General features: G+C 72.9%; 13 protein-coding genes. 10 read left to right on the plus strand and 3 right to left on the minus strand.

Annotation, left to right across the window (positions count from 1 at the left end):
• Positions 1-116 precede the first annotated feature (116 nt).
• Complete coding sequence (locus ACIPSE_RS28660) at positions 117-2039, plus strand: ABC transporter ATP-binding protein (RefSeq protein WP_401667789.1); 1923 nt, start codon at positions 117-119, stop codon at positions 2037-2039.
• Between the two features lie 66 nt (positions 2040-2105).
• Here the strand turns inward: ACIPSE_RS28660 and ACIPSE_RS28665 are convergent, their stop codons facing one another.
• Together ACIPSE_RS28665 and ACIPSE_RS28670 are read right to left on the minus strand one after the other, a co-directional pair.
• Positions 2106-5195 (minus strand): NACHT domain-containing protein, encoded by a 3090-nt coding sequence (locus ACIPSE_RS28665; protein WP_401667792.1) that lies wholly within the window; start codon positions 5193-5195, stop codon positions 2106-2108.
• Positions 5196-5454: 259 nt separating this feature from the next.
• Positions 5455-5946, minus strand: a complete 492-nt coding sequence (locus ACIPSE_RS28670; RefSeq protein WP_401667794.1) for a hypothetical protein — start codon at positions 5944-5946, stop codon at positions 5455-5457.
• Positions 5947-6185: 239 nt separating this feature from the next.
• Here ACIPSE_RS28670 and ACIPSE_RS28675 point away from each other — a divergent pair, with 239 nt between their 5' ends.
• The gene (locus tag ACIPSE_RS28675) at positions 6186-6899 is read left to right on the plus strand and encodes a hypothetical protein (protein ID WP_401667797.1); all 714 of its coding nucleotides are present in this window, start codon (positions 6186-6188) and stop codon (positions 6897-6899) included.
• Between the two features lie 64 nt (positions 6900-6963).
• Here ACIPSE_RS28675 and ACIPSE_RS28680 read toward each other — a convergent pair whose 3' ends face one another.
• Positions 6964-8364, minus strand: a complete 1401-nt coding sequence (locus ACIPSE_RS28680) for an MFS transporter (protein ID WP_401667799.1) — start codon at positions 8362-8364, stop codon at positions 6964-6966.
• Between the two features lie 396 nt (positions 8365-8760).
• Here ACIPSE_RS28680 and ACIPSE_RS28685 point away from each other — a divergent pair, with 396 nt between their 5' ends.
• From ACIPSE_RS28685 to ACIPSE_RS28720, 8 genes are read left to right on the plus strand one after another with little or no spacing between them, the layout of a single operon-like run.
• Entirely contained in the window at positions 8761-10248 is a 1488-nt protein-coding gene (locus ACIPSE_RS28685; protein ID WP_401667801.1) for an aldehyde dehydrogenase family protein, read from the plus strand.
• Positions 10249-10271: 23 nt separating this feature from the next.
• A complete protein-coding gene (locus ACIPSE_RS28690) occupies positions 10272-11210 on the plus strand; it encodes a VOC family protein (protein WP_401667804.1) in 939 nt (312 codons plus the stop codon).
• A complete protein-coding gene (locus tag ACIPSE_RS28695) occupies positions 11207-12004 on the plus strand; it encodes an aspartate dehydrogenase domain-containing protein (protein ID WP_401667806.1) in 798 nt (265 codons plus the stop codon). The genes ACIPSE_RS28690 and ACIPSE_RS28695 overlap by 4 nt, the downstream gene beginning before the upstream one ends.
• Positions 12001-12804 carry an alpha/beta fold hydrolase gene (locus ACIPSE_RS28700; RefSeq protein ID WP_401667809.1) on the plus strand — a complete coding sequence of 268 codons (804 nt, stop codon included), beginning with the start codon at positions 12001-12003 and terminating at the stop codon, positions 12802-12804. The genes ACIPSE_RS28695 and ACIPSE_RS28700 overlap by 4 nt, the downstream gene beginning before the upstream one ends.
• A 5-nt stretch (positions 12805-12809) precedes the next feature.
• Positions 12810-13331 (plus strand): cupin domain-containing protein, encoded by a 522-nt coding sequence (locus tag ACIPSE_RS28705; protein WP_401668289.1) that lies wholly within the window; start codon positions 12810-12812, stop codon positions 13329-13331.
• On the plus strand, positions 13324-14067 hold the full coding sequence (locus tag ACIPSE_RS28710) for an SDR family oxidoreductase (protein WP_401667812.1): 744 nt from the start codon (positions 13324-13326) through the stop codon (positions 14065-14067). Before ACIPSE_RS28705 ends, ACIPSE_RS28710 begins: the two co-directional genes overlap by 8 nt.
• A 22-nt stretch (positions 14068-14089) precedes the next feature.
• Positions 14090-14881, plus strand: coding sequence for an SDR family oxidoreductase (locus ACIPSE_RS28715; RefSeq protein WP_401667815.1), 792 nt, complete (start codon positions 14090-14092; stop codon positions 14879-14881).
• 9 nt (positions 14882-14890) lie between these two features.
• Positions 14891-16531, plus strand: coding sequence for a thiamine pyrophosphate-binding protein (locus ACIPSE_RS28720; RefSeq protein WP_401667818.1), 1641 nt, complete (start codon positions 14891-14893; stop codon positions 16529-16531).
• Positions 16532-16542: the final 11 nt, after the last annotated feature.

Here is a 16542-nt window from a genome sequence, read left to right on the forward strand (position 1 = left end):
CGGCCGACGGCACGAGCACCGCACCGGAGTGTCCGATTATCACCGCTCCGCCGTAAATGCTTGGACTGAGAGGCTTGTTCAACGGGACACTGCGCTTCCCCACCCCCGGGAGTGTGATGGGCACCTCTGAAACCTATGGTTCCGCGCCGGGCAGGAGTGCGGTCCTGCTGGCGCTGCGCCACTACAACCTCGAACTTCTCCGCCTTCGTTGGCTGGCGCTGCCCGCGCTGCTGCTGCCGGCCCTGGGCAACATCGGCATCCGCTACGTCTCTCCCCTGCTGATCGCCAAGCTCGCCGGGCGCGCCGCCGCCGACGGCGGTCTCACCCTCGCCACCGCGGCGCCGTACATCCTCGCCTTCGGCGTGACCCTGCTGCTCTCCGAAGCGGTCTGGCGGGTCGGGCAGCACTGCCTGAACCGCGTGGGCGCGCTCGGCATGGAACACCTCTACGTCGACGGCATGGACGAACTCCTGTCCAAGGACGCGGCGTTCTTCCACGACAACTTCGCTGGCTCCCTCACCAAGCGGGTGCTGAGCTACGGCAAGCGGTTCGAGGACTTCATCGACACGATGACGTACCGGATCGTGGGCAGTCTCGTACCGCTGGTCTTCGGTGCCGCGGTGCTGTGGACGTACTCGCCGATGCTGGTCGCGGGCCTGCTCGTGATGATGGCGCTGACCCTGGTGGCGGCGACCCCGCTGATCCGGCGCCGTCAACGGCTCGTCAACGCACGCGAGGCGGCCATCGCCCGTGTCTCCGGCCATGTCGCCGACAGCCTGATGAACATGGAGACCATCCGGGCGTTCGCGGCCGAACGCCGGGAGGGCGCCGAGCACCGCAGCCGCGTCGCGGAGTCCCGGCGGCTGACGCTCCGGTCGTGGGACTACGGCAACCTGCGCGTCGACACCGTGATCGCGCCGCTGTCCGTGGCCACCAACGTGCTGGGACTGGTGGTGGCGATCGCCTTCGGCGGTCCGGGACTCGGGGTCGAGGGCGTCGTCGTCGCCTTCACCTACTACTCCCAGGCCACCGAGATCATGTTCGAGTTCAACCAGATCTACCGGCGGCTCGAAAGCTCGATGACGGAGGCGGCGCAGTTCACGGAGCTGCTGCTGGACCCGCCCACCGTCGTCGACCCGCCGAAGCCGGAGCCGCTCGCCCCGCGCGACTCGGCCGTGCGCTTCGACAAGGTCACGTTCGCCCACGCGGGTTCGGAGCCGATCTTCGAAGAGCTGGACCTGGACGTGCCCGCGGGTGCGCGGATCGGGCTGGTCGGCCGGTCCGGCGGCGGGAAGACCACGCTCACCCGCCTGTTGCTGCGCATGTCGGACGTCGACGGCGGACGCATCATGATCGGCGGCCAGGACATCAGCCGGCTGCGCCAGAGCGACCTGCGGTCGCTGATCGCCTACGTGCCGCAGGAACCCGCCATGTTCCACCGCCCGTTGCGGGACAACATCGCGTTCGCCCGGCCGGGCGCGACGGAGGCCGAGATCCTCGCGGCGGCCCAGGCGGCGCACGTGACGGAGTTCGCCGAGCAACTCCCGGACGGCTTCGGGACGCTGGTGGGCGAGCGAGGGGTGAAGCTCTCGGGCGGTCAGCGTCAGCGCGTCGCCCTGGCCCGCGCCATCCTGCGCGACGCGCCGGTCCTGCTCCTCGACGAGGCGACCAGCGCGCTGGACTCGGAGAGCGAGATCCTCATCCAGGACGCGTTGTGGCGTCTCATGAAGGGCCGGACGGCGCTCGTGGTCGCCCACCGGCTGAGCACCGTCGCGGGCATGGACCGGCTCGTCGTCCTGGACCGCGGGAACGTCGTCGAACAGGGCACCCACGAGGAGTTGCTCGCGGGACGCGGGACGTACGCCCGGCTGTGGCGGCACCAGTCGGGCGGCTTCCTCGGCGACAACACCCGACGGGACTCCGGTCCGCAGGAATCCGGCACGCACAACACCAGCCCCCGGGACTCCGGCACGCAGAACACCGACCCACAGGGCTCCGGCCCCCGGGAACCGGCGACCGACCCGACGCCCGTGACCTGACCGCGGCGACAGGACGCCGGTGACATGACGTGACGCCCCGATACCGAGGAAGGCACGGCGCCACGTCTAACCCCGGTCCGCCCCGCCGCCGCCGATCCCCGTGTTCTCGCCGTCGCCCGCGGCCCCGCCGTCGAACGGACGGCGGGGCCGCAGGGCATCCGCCTGGGCGGGGAGGGCCATGTCCGCGCTCGGGCGGTCGCCTGCCAGATGGGCGTGGAGCCGCACATGGCGGAACTCGAAGCTCGCACCGTTCTGCCGCAACACCCCGCGCCGGTGGGCGTCTTCGAGGAAGGTCATCAGCCGCCACGGCAACCGGCCCGTCGTCGCGAGCCAGACGCGCGTCACCGTGAACCGGCCCCACGCGCTCAGCGACAGCGCCGCGGTGCCCAGCGGCAGCCACAACTGGGTGGCCACGTGCACCAGTCCGCCCCGGTCACCGGGCAGCGCCGCCACCGGGACGCACACCAGCGCCACGAGCAGCGCGACGGCACCGCCGCGGGTCACCGACGCCGTCCGGTCCGTACGCAGCGAGGACGCGGGGCCCGCCGCGCGCATCACGTCCGAGGGCACGCTCAGCGCGCGGTACACCCCGCACACGCACCCTCCGACCACGCCGATGAGCACACCCGCGCCGAGCAGGGGCGGCAGCGTCCGCCGCAGCAGGCCGCTCACCGGGCCCTGGCCCAGCCAGCCGCGGGCCTCCTGCGGGAGGGTCCAGCGCAGGTTGGCGGCATAGGCCACGGTCGTCCCCGCCCCCGATCCCGGCGCGGCCCGCCTGCCTGTCGGGACCGGCTTCCAGGGCGTCAGACCGGTGACCCTGCCGCCGCCCGCCAGGGTGAGCCGGACCGCCACCGCGCCGTCCCGTGACTCGAACACCGTGCGCAGCGAGGTGAAAGGAACGCACGTACGCGTGCGGAGCAGCGGCAGCGTGCAGTCCGAGGGCCTGGACCCCTCGGGGTAGGCCACCGGCCGGGCGCCGCCGCCGGGGATGAGCAGCGTGCCGCGCAGAGGGCGCAGGGTGACCGCCGTTCTGACCCCGTGGTGCTCCGCGAACCGCCAGCCGCCGAAGTGCCGTCCGCCGAGATCGGTGGTGGAGGCCGCCTTCAGCTTCACCGCGGTCACCGCGACCGCGGTCAGCCCCGCCGCCCCGCAGGCCCCCACCCCGATCACCAGGGCGGCGGCGGTCCCGCGCGTGGCACCGACCAGGAAACGCCGGGCCACCCGCCCGGCCTGCACCGAGTGCGGGCTGTCCCGCCCGGCCCGGCGGGTGGCGCCCGCCAGCAGGACCACCCCGGCCACCGCGCAGGTGGTGCCGATCAGCGCGGTCCACAGGCTTCCGGACCGTCCGGCCAGCACCAGGCCCGTCGCGTACGCGCCGCCCACCAGCAGCACCGATCCGCAGACCCGGGCCGACGCCCGGCCCGCGGAGCCGCTCCAGGGCAGGCTGAGGGGCACCGGATGCTGGGGCAGCCCGGCGATGCCGAAGAACAGGGTGAACAGCATGGAGAACAGGCAGCCGCCGAACAGGTCGGGTAGCCATCCGTCGCTGACCCCGCCGAAGCGGAAGCCGAGCCGCAGGTCGTCGGCCCAGGCGAAGCAGGCCCACAGCAGCACGCTCACGCCGACGGTGACGAGACCCTGTCGTAAGAGGAAGCGTCCACCCCGTCGACCGGGGGCCGCCGGCAGCAGGCAGTGCGCGCCGATGGCGAACCCGATGGTCTGTCCGACCAGCGCGGCGATGACGGAGACGAGATCCTCCGCGCCCGCCAGGTCGCTCTCCGTGCGGGCCACGGCGACGGGGAGCACCAGGACGGACAACGCCGCGATCGCCAGCAGTCCGGGCGCGTACAGCGCCAGGCCCCTGGGCAGCATCGACTCCAGCTCCCACCAGGCCAGGCGTCCTCCGGCCCGCAGCCGCGCGGCCCTGGCCAGCAGCGTCAGCCGCCGTACGGCGGTCTCGGCGGCCCGCGGACCCGCGTCCGCGAACGCGGCGGGCACGAACGCCTTCAGCAGATGCTCCTCGACGCTCGCCACGCTGGTGAAGCGCTCCTGGTCGAGGAGTTCGGACGGGTCACGGGAGGTGTCGCTGTAGACGGCGCGGGCGAGGGCCACCATGAGGGGGGTGGTGAGGGCGCGCGCGGCGGGTGCGGACGGGGACCGGGTGAGCCGGTGCAGCACCGGTGTCCACACGGTGCGGGGTTCCTCGGTGTCGCGGCGCAGCAGCCGTGCCGTCCGCTCCAGATGGGCGGCGGCCCCGTCGAGGCGCAGCGGCAGCAGCTCGACCACCTCGGCGGCGGTGAGCACATCCCCTTCGGTGACCGCCCGCTCCCACGCCTCCCGGCGGCTGGTCAGCAGCAGCGGCAGGTCGGTGTCGAGTTCGGCGTTGACACGGCGTACGGCCTGCCCCTGCGCGGCCTGGGCGAGTTCGTCGAAGCCGTCGAGGACGGGCAGGACGAGTCCGGTGTCGAGGAGGGCGCGGGCGAGGGAGCGCCGGTCGTCGACCGGTGCGGCCAGCGGCCGGTAGTCGGCGGCGAGCCGGGTGGTCAGCCATTCCCGCAGGCCGGTGCGGCGGGGGTCCCAGCTCGACAGGGGGAAGATCACCGGCACCGGATCGCCGGGCTGCCGGGCGGCCAGCCGGTCGAGGACGTACCGGATGGCCAGCACGCTCTTGCCGGTGCCGGGCCCGCCGAGCACCACGAGCCGCCGGCCGGGCAGGGCGGGCAGCGCCCCCACGATGTCCTGGTCGTCGCTGTCGCGGGGCGCGGGCAGGGGCGGTCGGCGCCGGATGTTCTGCGCGTGGTCGGCCAGGTGCCGGGGCGCCGGTGTCCACTCCACGTCGAGCGGAGCCGGGTCCTGGAGCCTGCGCAGCCGGGCCTCGGCACCCCACTGGTCCCGTACGGCGTCGGCGAGGGAGTCGGCCGCGCGCCGCCGGGTCTCGGTGTCGGACAGGCCCGACGCCCCTCCGTCGTTCCGTACGAGGTCGGTCACGAGCGCGGCGACCGACACGAAGGCGCCGATCGCGGAGACCAGGACGCCGGCGGTCGCCGTGTCGTCCCACCAGAACCGCAACGAGCCCGCCAGGCCCGCGAGAGAGGCCCCGCAGACGGCAAAACCCAGCCGCCGCCGCAGTCGGGCGCTGCGCCATCCCTCGTGCATATGTCCCCGTCCTCCGCGGACGGGCTCCGGCGCCCTGCCGCTGTGTCGAAGTTCCCTGTTGTAGCGGACGGGACCGGCGGCGATTCGCCTGTTCGAAACACGTGTGAGGGAGCGCGCGGGAGTACTCACGGGGCGGACGGGAGTGCGCTACGCCGTTCAGGGCACGCTCTTGGGGCATACCCGCCGGGCACATGACCACGCCCCACGCGGACGGCGCCGGACGCGGGTCCGGTCAGGCGGTGCCGTGATCCTCGGGGCGCTACAGGTCCCTCCTCTGCCACGCGTCCGGCTTGTCCCCCCGCCAGAGTTCCCGTTCCGCCGCGCTCGCGTGAGTGAGCATCCAGGCGTGCAGGGCTTCGATGTCGTGAGCCATCTCGGTGCGCGTCGGGACGAGCATGACGCGGAACGTCGTGTCGTACCACCAGGAGAACGTGTCACCGAAGAGGCGGACCACGTAGACGTCTTGGACGGCGCCGAGTTCGATGGCGATCCAGAGGCGCTGGAAGAAGTAGACGACCTGCTGCAGGTCGGAGATGCCGGAGAAACCGAACAGGTCGCGCAACTCCTGGTAGTCCCTCTCCGGGTGCTGCGCGACGAGCTGCGCGGCGGCATGCCGTGCGCGCATCATGTCCGCCCCGTGCAGCTCCTGGTGCAGGTCGAAGGTGATGCTCAACCGGCGCTGCCGGTTGGCCGACCGCTGCGTCAGGGACGCCCCGACGAAGACACCGGCGAGACTTGCCACGACACCCATGATCGTTTCCATCGCGGTCCCGGTTCAGCTCGTCGCGGCGCGTTCGACCCGGGCCGCGGCATCGGCGGAGGTACGCCCCCACCGTCCCACCGCACGGCCCCGGACGACGACGGAACGGCACAGGACGGGACCGCCGTCGCGAACGGCCCTGATCGGTCAACAGGTGCTCGACAGACGGGAGTTGAAGGAACACCATGGTGTTCCTGAGGGTGGGGCAGGACGGGTGGAGGGGGCGTTCGATGAGGGACGACGTGAGACCGCGGGTCTACCGGATGGCACCGAACCGCAAGCGCGCGTTCCTGGTGGTGATCGGCGTGGGCACCCTCGCCATGCTGGGGGTGGTGCTGCCGGCGGACGATCTGCCCGGCACGTGGCGGTTCGGGTTCCTGTTCGTGTGGGCGGCGCTGATGGGCTGGCTGTTCTACGCCACACTCCGCTGTTCCACGTCCTTCGACATCAAGGCGCTGTATGCGCGCGGCATGGTGCGCGGGCGGAGGCTGGCCTGGGAGGACATCCAGGACATCAGGGCGGAGCCGAACCCGGCGGCGGCGATGCAGCGGGGCGCGGCGGAGGTGCTGGTGCACGCCTACGGCCGGGACGGCAGCAAGGTACTGCTGCCCTTCGTCGACGACCTGCACGTGAACGTGGAACGTGAACTAGGGCTGCTCCGCACGACCTGGACGGAGCTGCGCGGCGAGGACTGGGCGCCCGATCCGCAGGCGGCCGTCACGATCGAGCGGCGTGATGCCCGGCAGGCGGCGCTGATGCTCGGGTTCGGGGTCACGATGATGGCGACCCTGCCGCTCACGGTGCTCATGCTCCTGCCCCTCTTCGTGGACATGCCCGGCTGGCTGGAGTCGACGCTGAGCCCGCTCACGGTGATGGGCCTGGGACTGCCGCTCGTCTTCCTCCTGACGGCGGTCCTCTCCTACCGCGCACGGCTGCGCCGCTGACCCGGGCGACCGGCGCCTTCGGGGGCGCACCTCCGTCACGCGCCCGGGTCAGCGGCGCAGCGGTTCAGGGAGCGACGTCCTCCAGTCGGCGCCCGCTGGTCTCCTCGGCCCCGGTCGCCGCCGTCACCGAGCCCACGAGGGCGACGGCGGCCAGCGTGACGAAGACGGTGCCGATCGCGCCGCCCGCGTAGACCGCGCCCACGACGATGGGGCCGAGGATGATGCCGAGCCGGTTCATGGCACTGCCGAGGCTGACCCCGAGCGCCCTGATCCGGGTCGGGAACAGTTCGGGTGTGTAGACGTAGAGGCAGATGTTGCAGCCGAAGAGGAAGACGGCGGCCAGGGACGTCCAAGCGAGGACCCCGACGGCGGTGCCGGTGGCCGCGAGGCCGAGGACGAGCAGACACAGAGCCGCGGCGCCCAGGCACCGCACGACCGTGTTGCGGCGGCCCACCCGGTCGACGGTGAGGGCGACGACGAGGCAGCCGAGGAGACCGGCGCAGCTCGTCACAGTGGAGTAGAGAAGGGCCGTGGACAGGTCGAGGCCGAAGCGGGTGCCGTAGATGGTGGGCAGCCAGGAGGTGATGCCGTAGTTCACGAAGTAGCCGGTGAACCAGAGGACACCGATGACGATCATGCGTTTGCGGTAGCGGCGGCCGAGGAGCTCGCCCAGTCCGCCCCTGCCCTGGGAGGGCGCGGCAGGGTGCGCGGGCTCGGGGTCGGGCAGCGGGGCGCCGGTGCTCTTCTCGACCTTCGCCTCGATGGCGGCCATCGTGGCGAGCGCCTTCTCGTGGTGACCGTGGTCGGCGAGCCAGCGGGGCGATTCGGGGACGCGGCGCAGGATGACCGGGCACAGGACCGCGGGGAGCGCCGCGAGGGCGAACATCCAGCGCCAGCCCAGCAGCGGGATCAGCCAGTAGGCGACGAGCGCCCCGGCGGTGAGTCCGGCGGGGAAGACCAGCTCGAAGAGGAGGACGAACCGGCCGCGCCGATGGGCGCGGGTGATCTCCGCGATGAAGGTGGCCGCGATGGGCACCTCGCCGCCGATGGCCATGCCCTGGAGGAAGCGGATCGCCATGAACGGTTCGGGCGAGTGGCACAGCGTGAGGGCGAGATTGCACAGGCTGGCCACCGCGATACAGGTGGCGATGACCTTGACGCGTCCGACGCGGTCGGCGAGCCGGCCCGAGACGAGTGCGCCGATGAGCATGCCGACCGATCCGACGGTCATCAGGGCGGTGGTGTGGCCGGTGTCCAGGTTCCACTCGCCGCGCAGCTGGGGCAGCGCGTAGGCGATCAGCAGCTGGTCGAAGGCCTCGAAGAAGGTGGCGGTGCCGATGATGAGCCGGACCGTCACCTGCCAGCGGCTCAGCGGCAGCCGCTCGAAGCGGGCGCCGATGTCGGCCGCGAGGGAGGATGCGTCACCTGGTCGGTCCGTGGCGGCGCGGTGTGCGTCGATCGTCATGGCTGGCCTCCGGGTCCGTACGGCGGTGAGAGGACGGGACCGCACGGGAGGGTTCGGGCCGCGAGGGTACGACGATAACCGTGTACCGGGCGGCTGAAGAGGTGGGGACGGGACGGCGGGCCTGAAGCGGGGCGGCGCATGCTGCGCGCCCACCCCTTCTCCGTAGGTGTTCTGTCGGCGTTCTGTAGGTGCTGAACATCTCAGCGCTTAATGTTCTACCGGCCGCCCTCCGTGGTTAGGCAAGCCTTATCTCTGACGTGGGGAAAAATTCTTCGACGCCGCCCCCTTGCGGCCAAAATAGTTAAGCCCTTAGATTTCAAGTGCTTCGACAAACCCGCTGAGGCCCAGCGCCCGCACTGTCGGAGGTCCCCGTACCGCCCTCATCCGGAGGTCCCCATGCCGCGCATCCCAGCCGACGAGATCCTCATCGCGGGCCACTGGCCACGCGGCCGGGGCGCCCCCGTCCGGACGGTGGACCCGGCCGACGGCACCCTTCTCGCCACCCTCCACGCCGCCTCGGTGGACGACGTCGAGGAAGCCGCCCGGGCCGCCGCGGAGGCCGCCGCCGCACCCGCCTGGCGCGACCTCCTGCCGCACGAGCGGGCCCGTCTCCTGCACCGGATCGGCGACCTGATCGAGGAGCACGCCGACGACCTGTCCGCGCTCCAGACCGCCGACACCGGCAAGACCCTCGCCGAGACCCGCGCCCTCGCGCTCAGCGCCGCCGCCACCTTCCGCTACACGGCCGCCGCGCTGGAGACCGCCGAGGACGCCCTCACCCCCTCCCGGGGCGGCTACGTGACCATGAGCGTCCACGAGCCCATCGGTGTCGTCGGCGCCATCAACCCCTGGAACTCGCCGATCGCCTCCGACGCGCAGAAGGTTGCCCCCGCCCTGGCCGCCGGCAACGCCGTGCTGCTCAAGCCCGCGGAGTGGACCCCGCTGGTCTCCCTCGCCTTCGGCCGCCTCGTCCACCGGGCGCTCACCGAGGCGGGACTGCCGGCCGCGCTGCTCTCCGTCCTGCCGGGCAAGGGCAGCGTCGTGGGCGACGCGATCGTCCGGCACCCGCTCGTCGCCCGGATCGGCTTCACCGGCGGCACCGGCACCGGGCGCGCCATCGCCCGCACGGCCGCCGACAAGCTCGTCCCCGCCTCGCTCGAACTCGGCGGCAAGTCGCCCACGATCGTCCGCCCCGACGCGGACGTCGAACAGGCCCTCGCCGGAGTGCTGTTCGGGATCTTCTCGTCCAGCGGCCAGTCCTGCATCGCCGGTTCGCGGCTGTTCGTCCACTCCTCCCTCTACGACTCCTTCGTCGGCGAACTCGTCGAGCGCGTGCGGAGGTTGCGGGTGGGCCCCGGCACCTCCCCCGGCACCCAGGTCGGACCGCTCGTGCACCACCGCCACCGCGACGCGGTCGCCGCCTACGTCGACCTGGCGCGCGAGGAGGGCGGCCGGGTGCTCTGCGGGGGCGCGGTGCCCGAGGGCGAGGAGTACGCCGAGGGCGCCTACTACCTGCCGACCGTGATCGACGGCCTGCCGAACTCCGCCCGCACCTGCCAGGAGGAGATCTTCGGCCCCGTCCTCGTCGCCCTCCCCTACGACGACGAGGACGAGCTGGTCGCCCGGGCCAACGCCACCGACTACGGCCTGGCCTGCGGGATCTGGACCCGGGACGCACGCGCCGCCTGGCGCCTGGCCCGCCGTATCGACGCCGGGACCGTCTGGATCAACACCTACAAGCAGTTCTCCATCTCCACCCCCTTCGGCGGCATGAAGGACTCCGGCCTCGGCACCGAGAAGGGCCGCGACCTGATCCGCGCCTACCAGCGGCAGAAGTCCCTCTACTGGGGCACCGACACCGCGCCGCTGCCCTGGGCCAACTGACGCACCTGTCTGGGAGACATCACATGAACCACCCCCCGATCGCCCGGCTGCGCGCACTGCGCTCGGTCGAGCTGCTCACCCCCGACTTCGCGGAGGCCGCGAGCTTCTACGAGGAGGTGTGGGGCCTGGAGGTCGTCGAGGCCGGACACAGCGCCAGCTGGCTGCGCGGCACCGGCGAGGAGCACCACGCCCTGCGTCTGACCCGCTCCGAGCGGATCGGCCTGGGCCGGCTCGCCTTCGCCGTCGGCTCGCCCGCCGAGATCGACGAGGCCGCCCGCCGTCTGGAGGCCCGCGCGATCCCCCTCGTCACCGCGCCCGGTCCGCTGGACCAGGTCGGCGGCGGATACGGGCTGCGCTTCCACGACCTCGACGGACGCCTGATCGAACTGTCCGCCGACACCTGGGCCGTCCCGGCGCGCGGCCGGGACGAGGCGCTGCCCGTCGGCGTCACCCACGCGGTCCTCAACACCACCGACATCGACGCCGCCGTCGCCTTCTACCAGGACGTGCTCGGCATGCGGGTCTCCGACTGGTCCGAGCACCAGATGGCCTTCCTGCGCTGCAACGCCGACCACCACTGCGTCGCCTTCAACCAGGCACCGTGGGTGTCCCTCAACCACGTGGCCTACGAGATGAGTTCGCTCGACCACTTCATGCGCGGCCTCGGCCGGCTCAAGCACCACGGCATCACCCCCGAGTGGGGTCCCGGGCGGCACGGCCCCGGCGACAACACCTTCTCCTACTTCACCGACCCCACGGGCCTGGTGTGCGAGTACACCTCCGAGGTCGCGCAGGTCGTCGAGGACCGGTGGATCTGCCGGACCTGGCGGCGCACCCCCGAACTCTCCGACACCTGGGGCACCGCGGGCCCGCCGTCGCGGCACATCCGCGCCCACATGGCCGGGACCCCGGACGGCAGCCCCGTCCTGGCGCCCGTCGACGCCGAGGGAGCCGCCGCGTGAACCGGACCCGTACCGTCGCACTCGTCGGCTGGGGCGCCATCGGCCGCGTCGTCGGCACCGCGCTGGCCGCCGGTGAGGTGCCCGGCGCCGAACTGGCCGCCGTCGTCGACAACCGGCCCCTGGGCGACGCCGCGCCAGCACCGCAGCTGACCATGGACCAGGCCATCGACGCCTGCGACCTGATCGTCGAGGCGGCGGGACAGGGTGTCGTGCGCGGCTGGGGCGAGACGATCCTCGCCTCCGGCACCGACCTCCTCGTGGCCTCCACCGGCGCCCTCACCGACGAGGACCTCGCGAAGCGGCTCCTGACCACCGGGCCCGGCCGGGTCTACTTCACCGGCGGCGCCGTCGGCGGACTCGACCTGCTCCAGGCGGTCCGCGCCATGGGCCCGCTCGGCGAGATCACCCTCACCACCACCAAGCTGCCCTCGACGCTCGAACAGCCCTGGATGGACGAGGACCTGCTGGGCGAACTGCGCGCGGCGACCGGCCCCGTCGAGGTCATGCGCGGCACCGCCCGCGAAGTGCCCGTGAAGTTCCCGAAGTCGACCAACGTGGCCGCCTCCGTCGCGCTCGCCGTCGGCGACCTCGACGCGGTGCGGGTCAGTGTCGTGGCCGACCCGGCGGCCGTGCACACCTCCCATGTCATCGAGGCCAACGGCCCGCAGGGCTCCTACCGGTTCGAGGTGCGCCACCAGCCGGACGCGGCCAACCCGGCGACCAGCCAGGTCGTCCCCTATGCGGTGCTGCGCTCCCTGGCCGCCCTCTGCGGACGCTCGGGCCAGATCCTGTGACCGCCCACGATCTCGCCGGGCTGCACCTGGAACGGGCGGGCGCCGACGGACCGCTCGTGCTGTGCCTGCACGGCATCGGTTCCTCCTCCGCCGCCTTCACCCCCCAACTCCGTGCACTCGCGCCGGACTTCCGGGTCCTGGCCTGGGACGCGCCCGGCTACGGCCGCTCGGCCGACCCCGAACACCCCCTCACCCTCGACGACTTCGCCGACACCGCCGCAGCCGTGATCCGCGCCCACGGCGGCCGGGCCCACGTCGTCGGCGTCTCCTGGGGCGGCGTGATCGCGCTGCGGCTCGCCGTCCGCCATCCCGGCCTCGTCGAGTCGCTCACCGTGGCCGACTCCACACCCGGCTCCGGCACCAGCCCCGACAAGGCCGCCGCCATGCGCGCCCGGGTCCCCGAACTCGCCGAGCTCGGCCCCCGCGCCTTCGCCGAGCGGCGCGCCCCGCGCCTGGTCTCACCGCAGGCGCCCGACGCACTCGTCCGACGCGCCGTCGACACCATGGCCGCCGCGGTCCGCCTCCCCGGCTACTCCTACGCGGCCGAGTCCATGGCCACCACCGACCTGCGCGACGAACTCGCGAAGGTCGACGCCCCCACCCTCGTCCTGTGCGGCGCGCAGGACCGGATCACCGGTCCCGACGCCTCCCAGGTCCTGGCCGGCGGTCTGCACAAGACCGCGTACGTGATCGTCAAGGACGCCGGTCACCTGGCCAACCAGGAACAGCCCGAGCACTTCAACGCCTGGCTGCTCGCCCATCTGCACATCGTCACCGACGCCAAGACCAGCAAGGGATGACCACCATGCCGCTCACCACCACCGACTACGACAACGGCGCGGACCTCGCGAAGTACACCGACGCCCTCATCGCCACCAAGGACTCCCGCGAGCCCGACTGGGGCACCCTGTCCTTCCAGGAGAAGGCCGGACCGCAGTTCAAGCGCGCGCAGATCCGCTACGTCGGCTCCGGCGCCACCGGCGACCACGAGAGCGACAACCGCATCCTGCCCTCCGGCGGGTTCACCTTCTCCAACATGCTGCTGCCGCCCGGCGCCGAGGGCCCCGCCCACACCCACCACGACGTCGAGGAGGCCTTCTTCGTCCTGGAGGGCCAGGTCAGCGTCGGCATCCACCGCGGCCCCGACGAGGTCGAGTACCGCACCCTCGGCTACCGCGACATGATCGTCGTCCCGGCCGGGGTGACCCGCTCCCTCAAGAACGAGGGCGACACCGACGCCCTGTTCTGCGTGATCATCGGCACGCGGAAGCCGCAGGTGCCGACCTACCCCGAGTACTCGCCGCTGTACGGCGTCACCCGTGACTGAGACGCCGCGCACCGTCGTCGTCACCGGCGCGGGCCGTGGCCTGGGGGAGGCCATGGCCCGCCGGGCCGGCGCCGACGGGTACCGGGTGGTCGTCGCCGAGCTCGACGCGGAGTCGGGCCGGCGCACGGCCGCCGCCGTCGAAGAGGCGGGCGGCACCGCCGTGTTCCTGCCCCTCGACGTCGCCGACCCGGCCTCGGTCGAGGCGCTGGCCGCCCGTCTCGCGCCCGACGGACCCGTGTACGCGCTGATCAACAACGCGGCGCTCGCCAACGGCGTCGGCGGCAAGTACTTCCACGACCTCGACGTCGAGGTCTGGGACCGGCTGATGGCCGTCAACGCACGCGGCCCCTGGCTCGTCGCCAAGCACCTGCTGCCGCTGATGTCCCGCCCGGGCCGCATCGTCAACATCGCCTCGGACGCCGCCCTGTACGGCTCCCCCCGGCTCGCGCACTACGTCGCCTCCAAGGGCGCCGTCATCGCCCTGACCCGCGCCATGGCCCGGGAGGTGGGACCCGAGGGCATCACCGTCAACGCGGTGGCGCCTGGACTGACCGAGGTCGAGGCGACGCGGACCGTCCCCGCCGAACGGCACGCCCTGTACGCCCAGAACCGGGCCGTCCCCCGGCCCCAGCAGGCGGACGACCTGGTCGGCACGGTGGCGTTCCTCCTCGGCGAGGAGTCCCGGTACCTGACCGGCCAGGTGATCGCCGTCAACGGCGGCTTCACGATGCACTGACCCCCTTCTGCAAGGAGTTCTCATGGACCTCGGCCTCGCCGACCGCACCGTACTGGTCACCGGCGGCAGTTCGGGTGTCGGCCTGGCCACGGTCCGGGCCCTGCTCGACGAGGGCGCCAACGTCGCCACCTGCGGGCGGAACGCCGACCGGCTCGCCAAGGCCGCCGACCGACTGGGCGCCGGGAGCGACCGGTTGTTCCGCGGGGTGTGCGACGTCCGGGACAGCGACGCCGTGACCGGCTTCGTCACCCGGGCCGCCGACCACTTCGGCGGACGCCTCGACGCCCTCGTCAACAACGCCGGACAGTCCCGTATGAAGCCGCTCGACGAGACCACCGCCGAGGACTGGCGCGACGAACTGGAGCTGAAGTTCGCCGGGGTGCTCAACCCCCTCACCGCCGCCCGCCCTTACCTGCGTGCCTCGGACGCCGCCGCGATCGTCAACGTCAACGCCGTCCTCGCCAAGCAGCCCGAGACCCGGCTGATCACCACCAGCGCGGCCCGCGCGGGCATCCTGAACCTCTCCAAGTCCCTGGCCACCGAACTCGCCGCCGACGGCGTCCGTGTCAACTCCGTCTGCCTCGGCCTCGTCGACACCGGCCAGTGGACGCGCCGCCACCGCGCCGCCGACAGCGGCCTCACCTACGAGGAGTGGCAAGCCGGACTCGCCGCCGATCGCGGCATCGCGCTCGGCCGGCTCGGCCGCGCCGAGGAGGTCGCCTACGCGATCGTCTCGCTGCTGTCGCCGCGCGCCTCCTACATCACCGGAACCAGCATCGACGTCTGCGGCGGAGTCGGCCGCGGCATCCTCTGAGGAGCCTGCATGTCCCCTGTGACCTACCGCGACGGAGGCGAGCTCCTCGCCGCCCACCTCACCTCGCTCGGCGTCGACACCGTCTTCGGCATCGTCTCCGTGCACAACCTCCCGCTCGTCGAGGCCATCGACGCCGACCCCGCGCTACGCTTCGTCCCGGTGCGCCACGAGGCCACCGCCGTCAACGCCGCCGACGCCTACGGCCGGGCCCGCGGCAGCATCGGCTGCGCCCTCACCTCGACCGGGACGGGCGCGGGCAACGCCGCCGGCTCCCTCGTCGAGGCCCTGGCCTCGGGAACCTCCGTCCTGCACGTCACCGGACAGGTCGAGTCCGCCCACCTCGGCAGCGGGCGGGGCTTCATCCACGAGACCAAGGACCAGCTCGGCATGCTCCGCGCGGTCTCCAAGTACGCCGCGACCGTCACCTCCACCGAGGACGCGGGCCGGCTGCTGCGCGAGGCGTCCCTCGCCGCGCTCACCGCACCCGGCGGCCCGGCCAGCGTCGAATGGCCGATCGACCTCCAGTACGCGGCCCAGCAGGACTCGGGCAGCACGGTCGCCGCCCCCGAGGCTCCGCGGCCCGAGCAGGCCGAACTGGACGCCGCCCGCGCCTTGTTGGCGGGCGCCCGACGGCCGCTGATCTGGGCCGGCGGTGGCGCGACCACCGCGCGCGCCGAGGTACTGGCCCTCCTGGAGGCCACCGGCGCGGGTCTGCTCACCTCCAACTCCGGGCGCGGCTGCGTGCGCGAGGACCATGACCAGGTCGTCGGGAACTTCGCCACCACCCCCGCCGGACGCGCGCTGCTCAAGGACGCCGACGTCCTGCTCACCATCGGCACCCACTTCCGCTCCAACGAGACCGCCGACTACGCGCTCGACCTGCCCGCCGCACACATCCAGATCGACGTCGACGCCGCCGCCCTCGGCCGCGTCCACCCGGCACGGCACGCCCTCCACGCCCCGGCCCACACCGTCCTGCCCGAACTGACCGCCGCCGCAGGGCCCGCCGACCCCGCCTGGACGGCCCGCGTCCGCCGGGTCCGCGACGAGGTCCGCGCCGCCCTGCACGAGGCCATCGGCCCGCAGGCCGCGATCTGCGACGCCCTCGCCGCGGTGCTGCCGCCGGGCACGGTCGTCGCCCGGGACGTCACCATCCCGTCGTCCTCCTGGGGCAACCGGCTGCTCCCGATCCACGATCCGCGCGCCAACGTGTTCCCCCGCGGCGGCGGCATCGGGCAGGGTCTCGGCATGGGCATCGGCGCGGCCCTCGCCCGCCCCGGCCGGCCCACCGTCGTCATCGCCGGGGACGGCGGACTCGCCGTCCACCTGGGCGAGTTGCTCACCCTGGCGCAGGAACGGCCCCGGCTGACCCTGATCGTGTTCAACGACGGCGGCTACGGGGTGCTGCGCAACATGCAGGACCGGTACAGCGAACGCCGCTCCGGCGTCGACCTGTTCACCCCCGACTTCGACCGGCTCGCCGCCGCCTGCGGGCTCGCCTACGCGCGGATCGCCGAGGAGAGCGACGCGCTGCCCGTGATCACGGCCGCCGTCGCCGCGGAGGGGCCCACCCTCGTCGAGGTCGACCTGAACGCGCTCGGCCCGATGAAGAGCCCCTTCACCCCGCCCGTGAAGATCCCCACCGCGTAAGGAGGTTCACC

The organism is Streptomyces sp. NPDC090106 (genome assembly GCF_044747265.1).
In the GTDB taxonomy this organism is placed as follows: Bacteria; Actinomycetota; Actinomycetes; order Streptomycetales; family Streptomycetaceae; genus Streptomyces.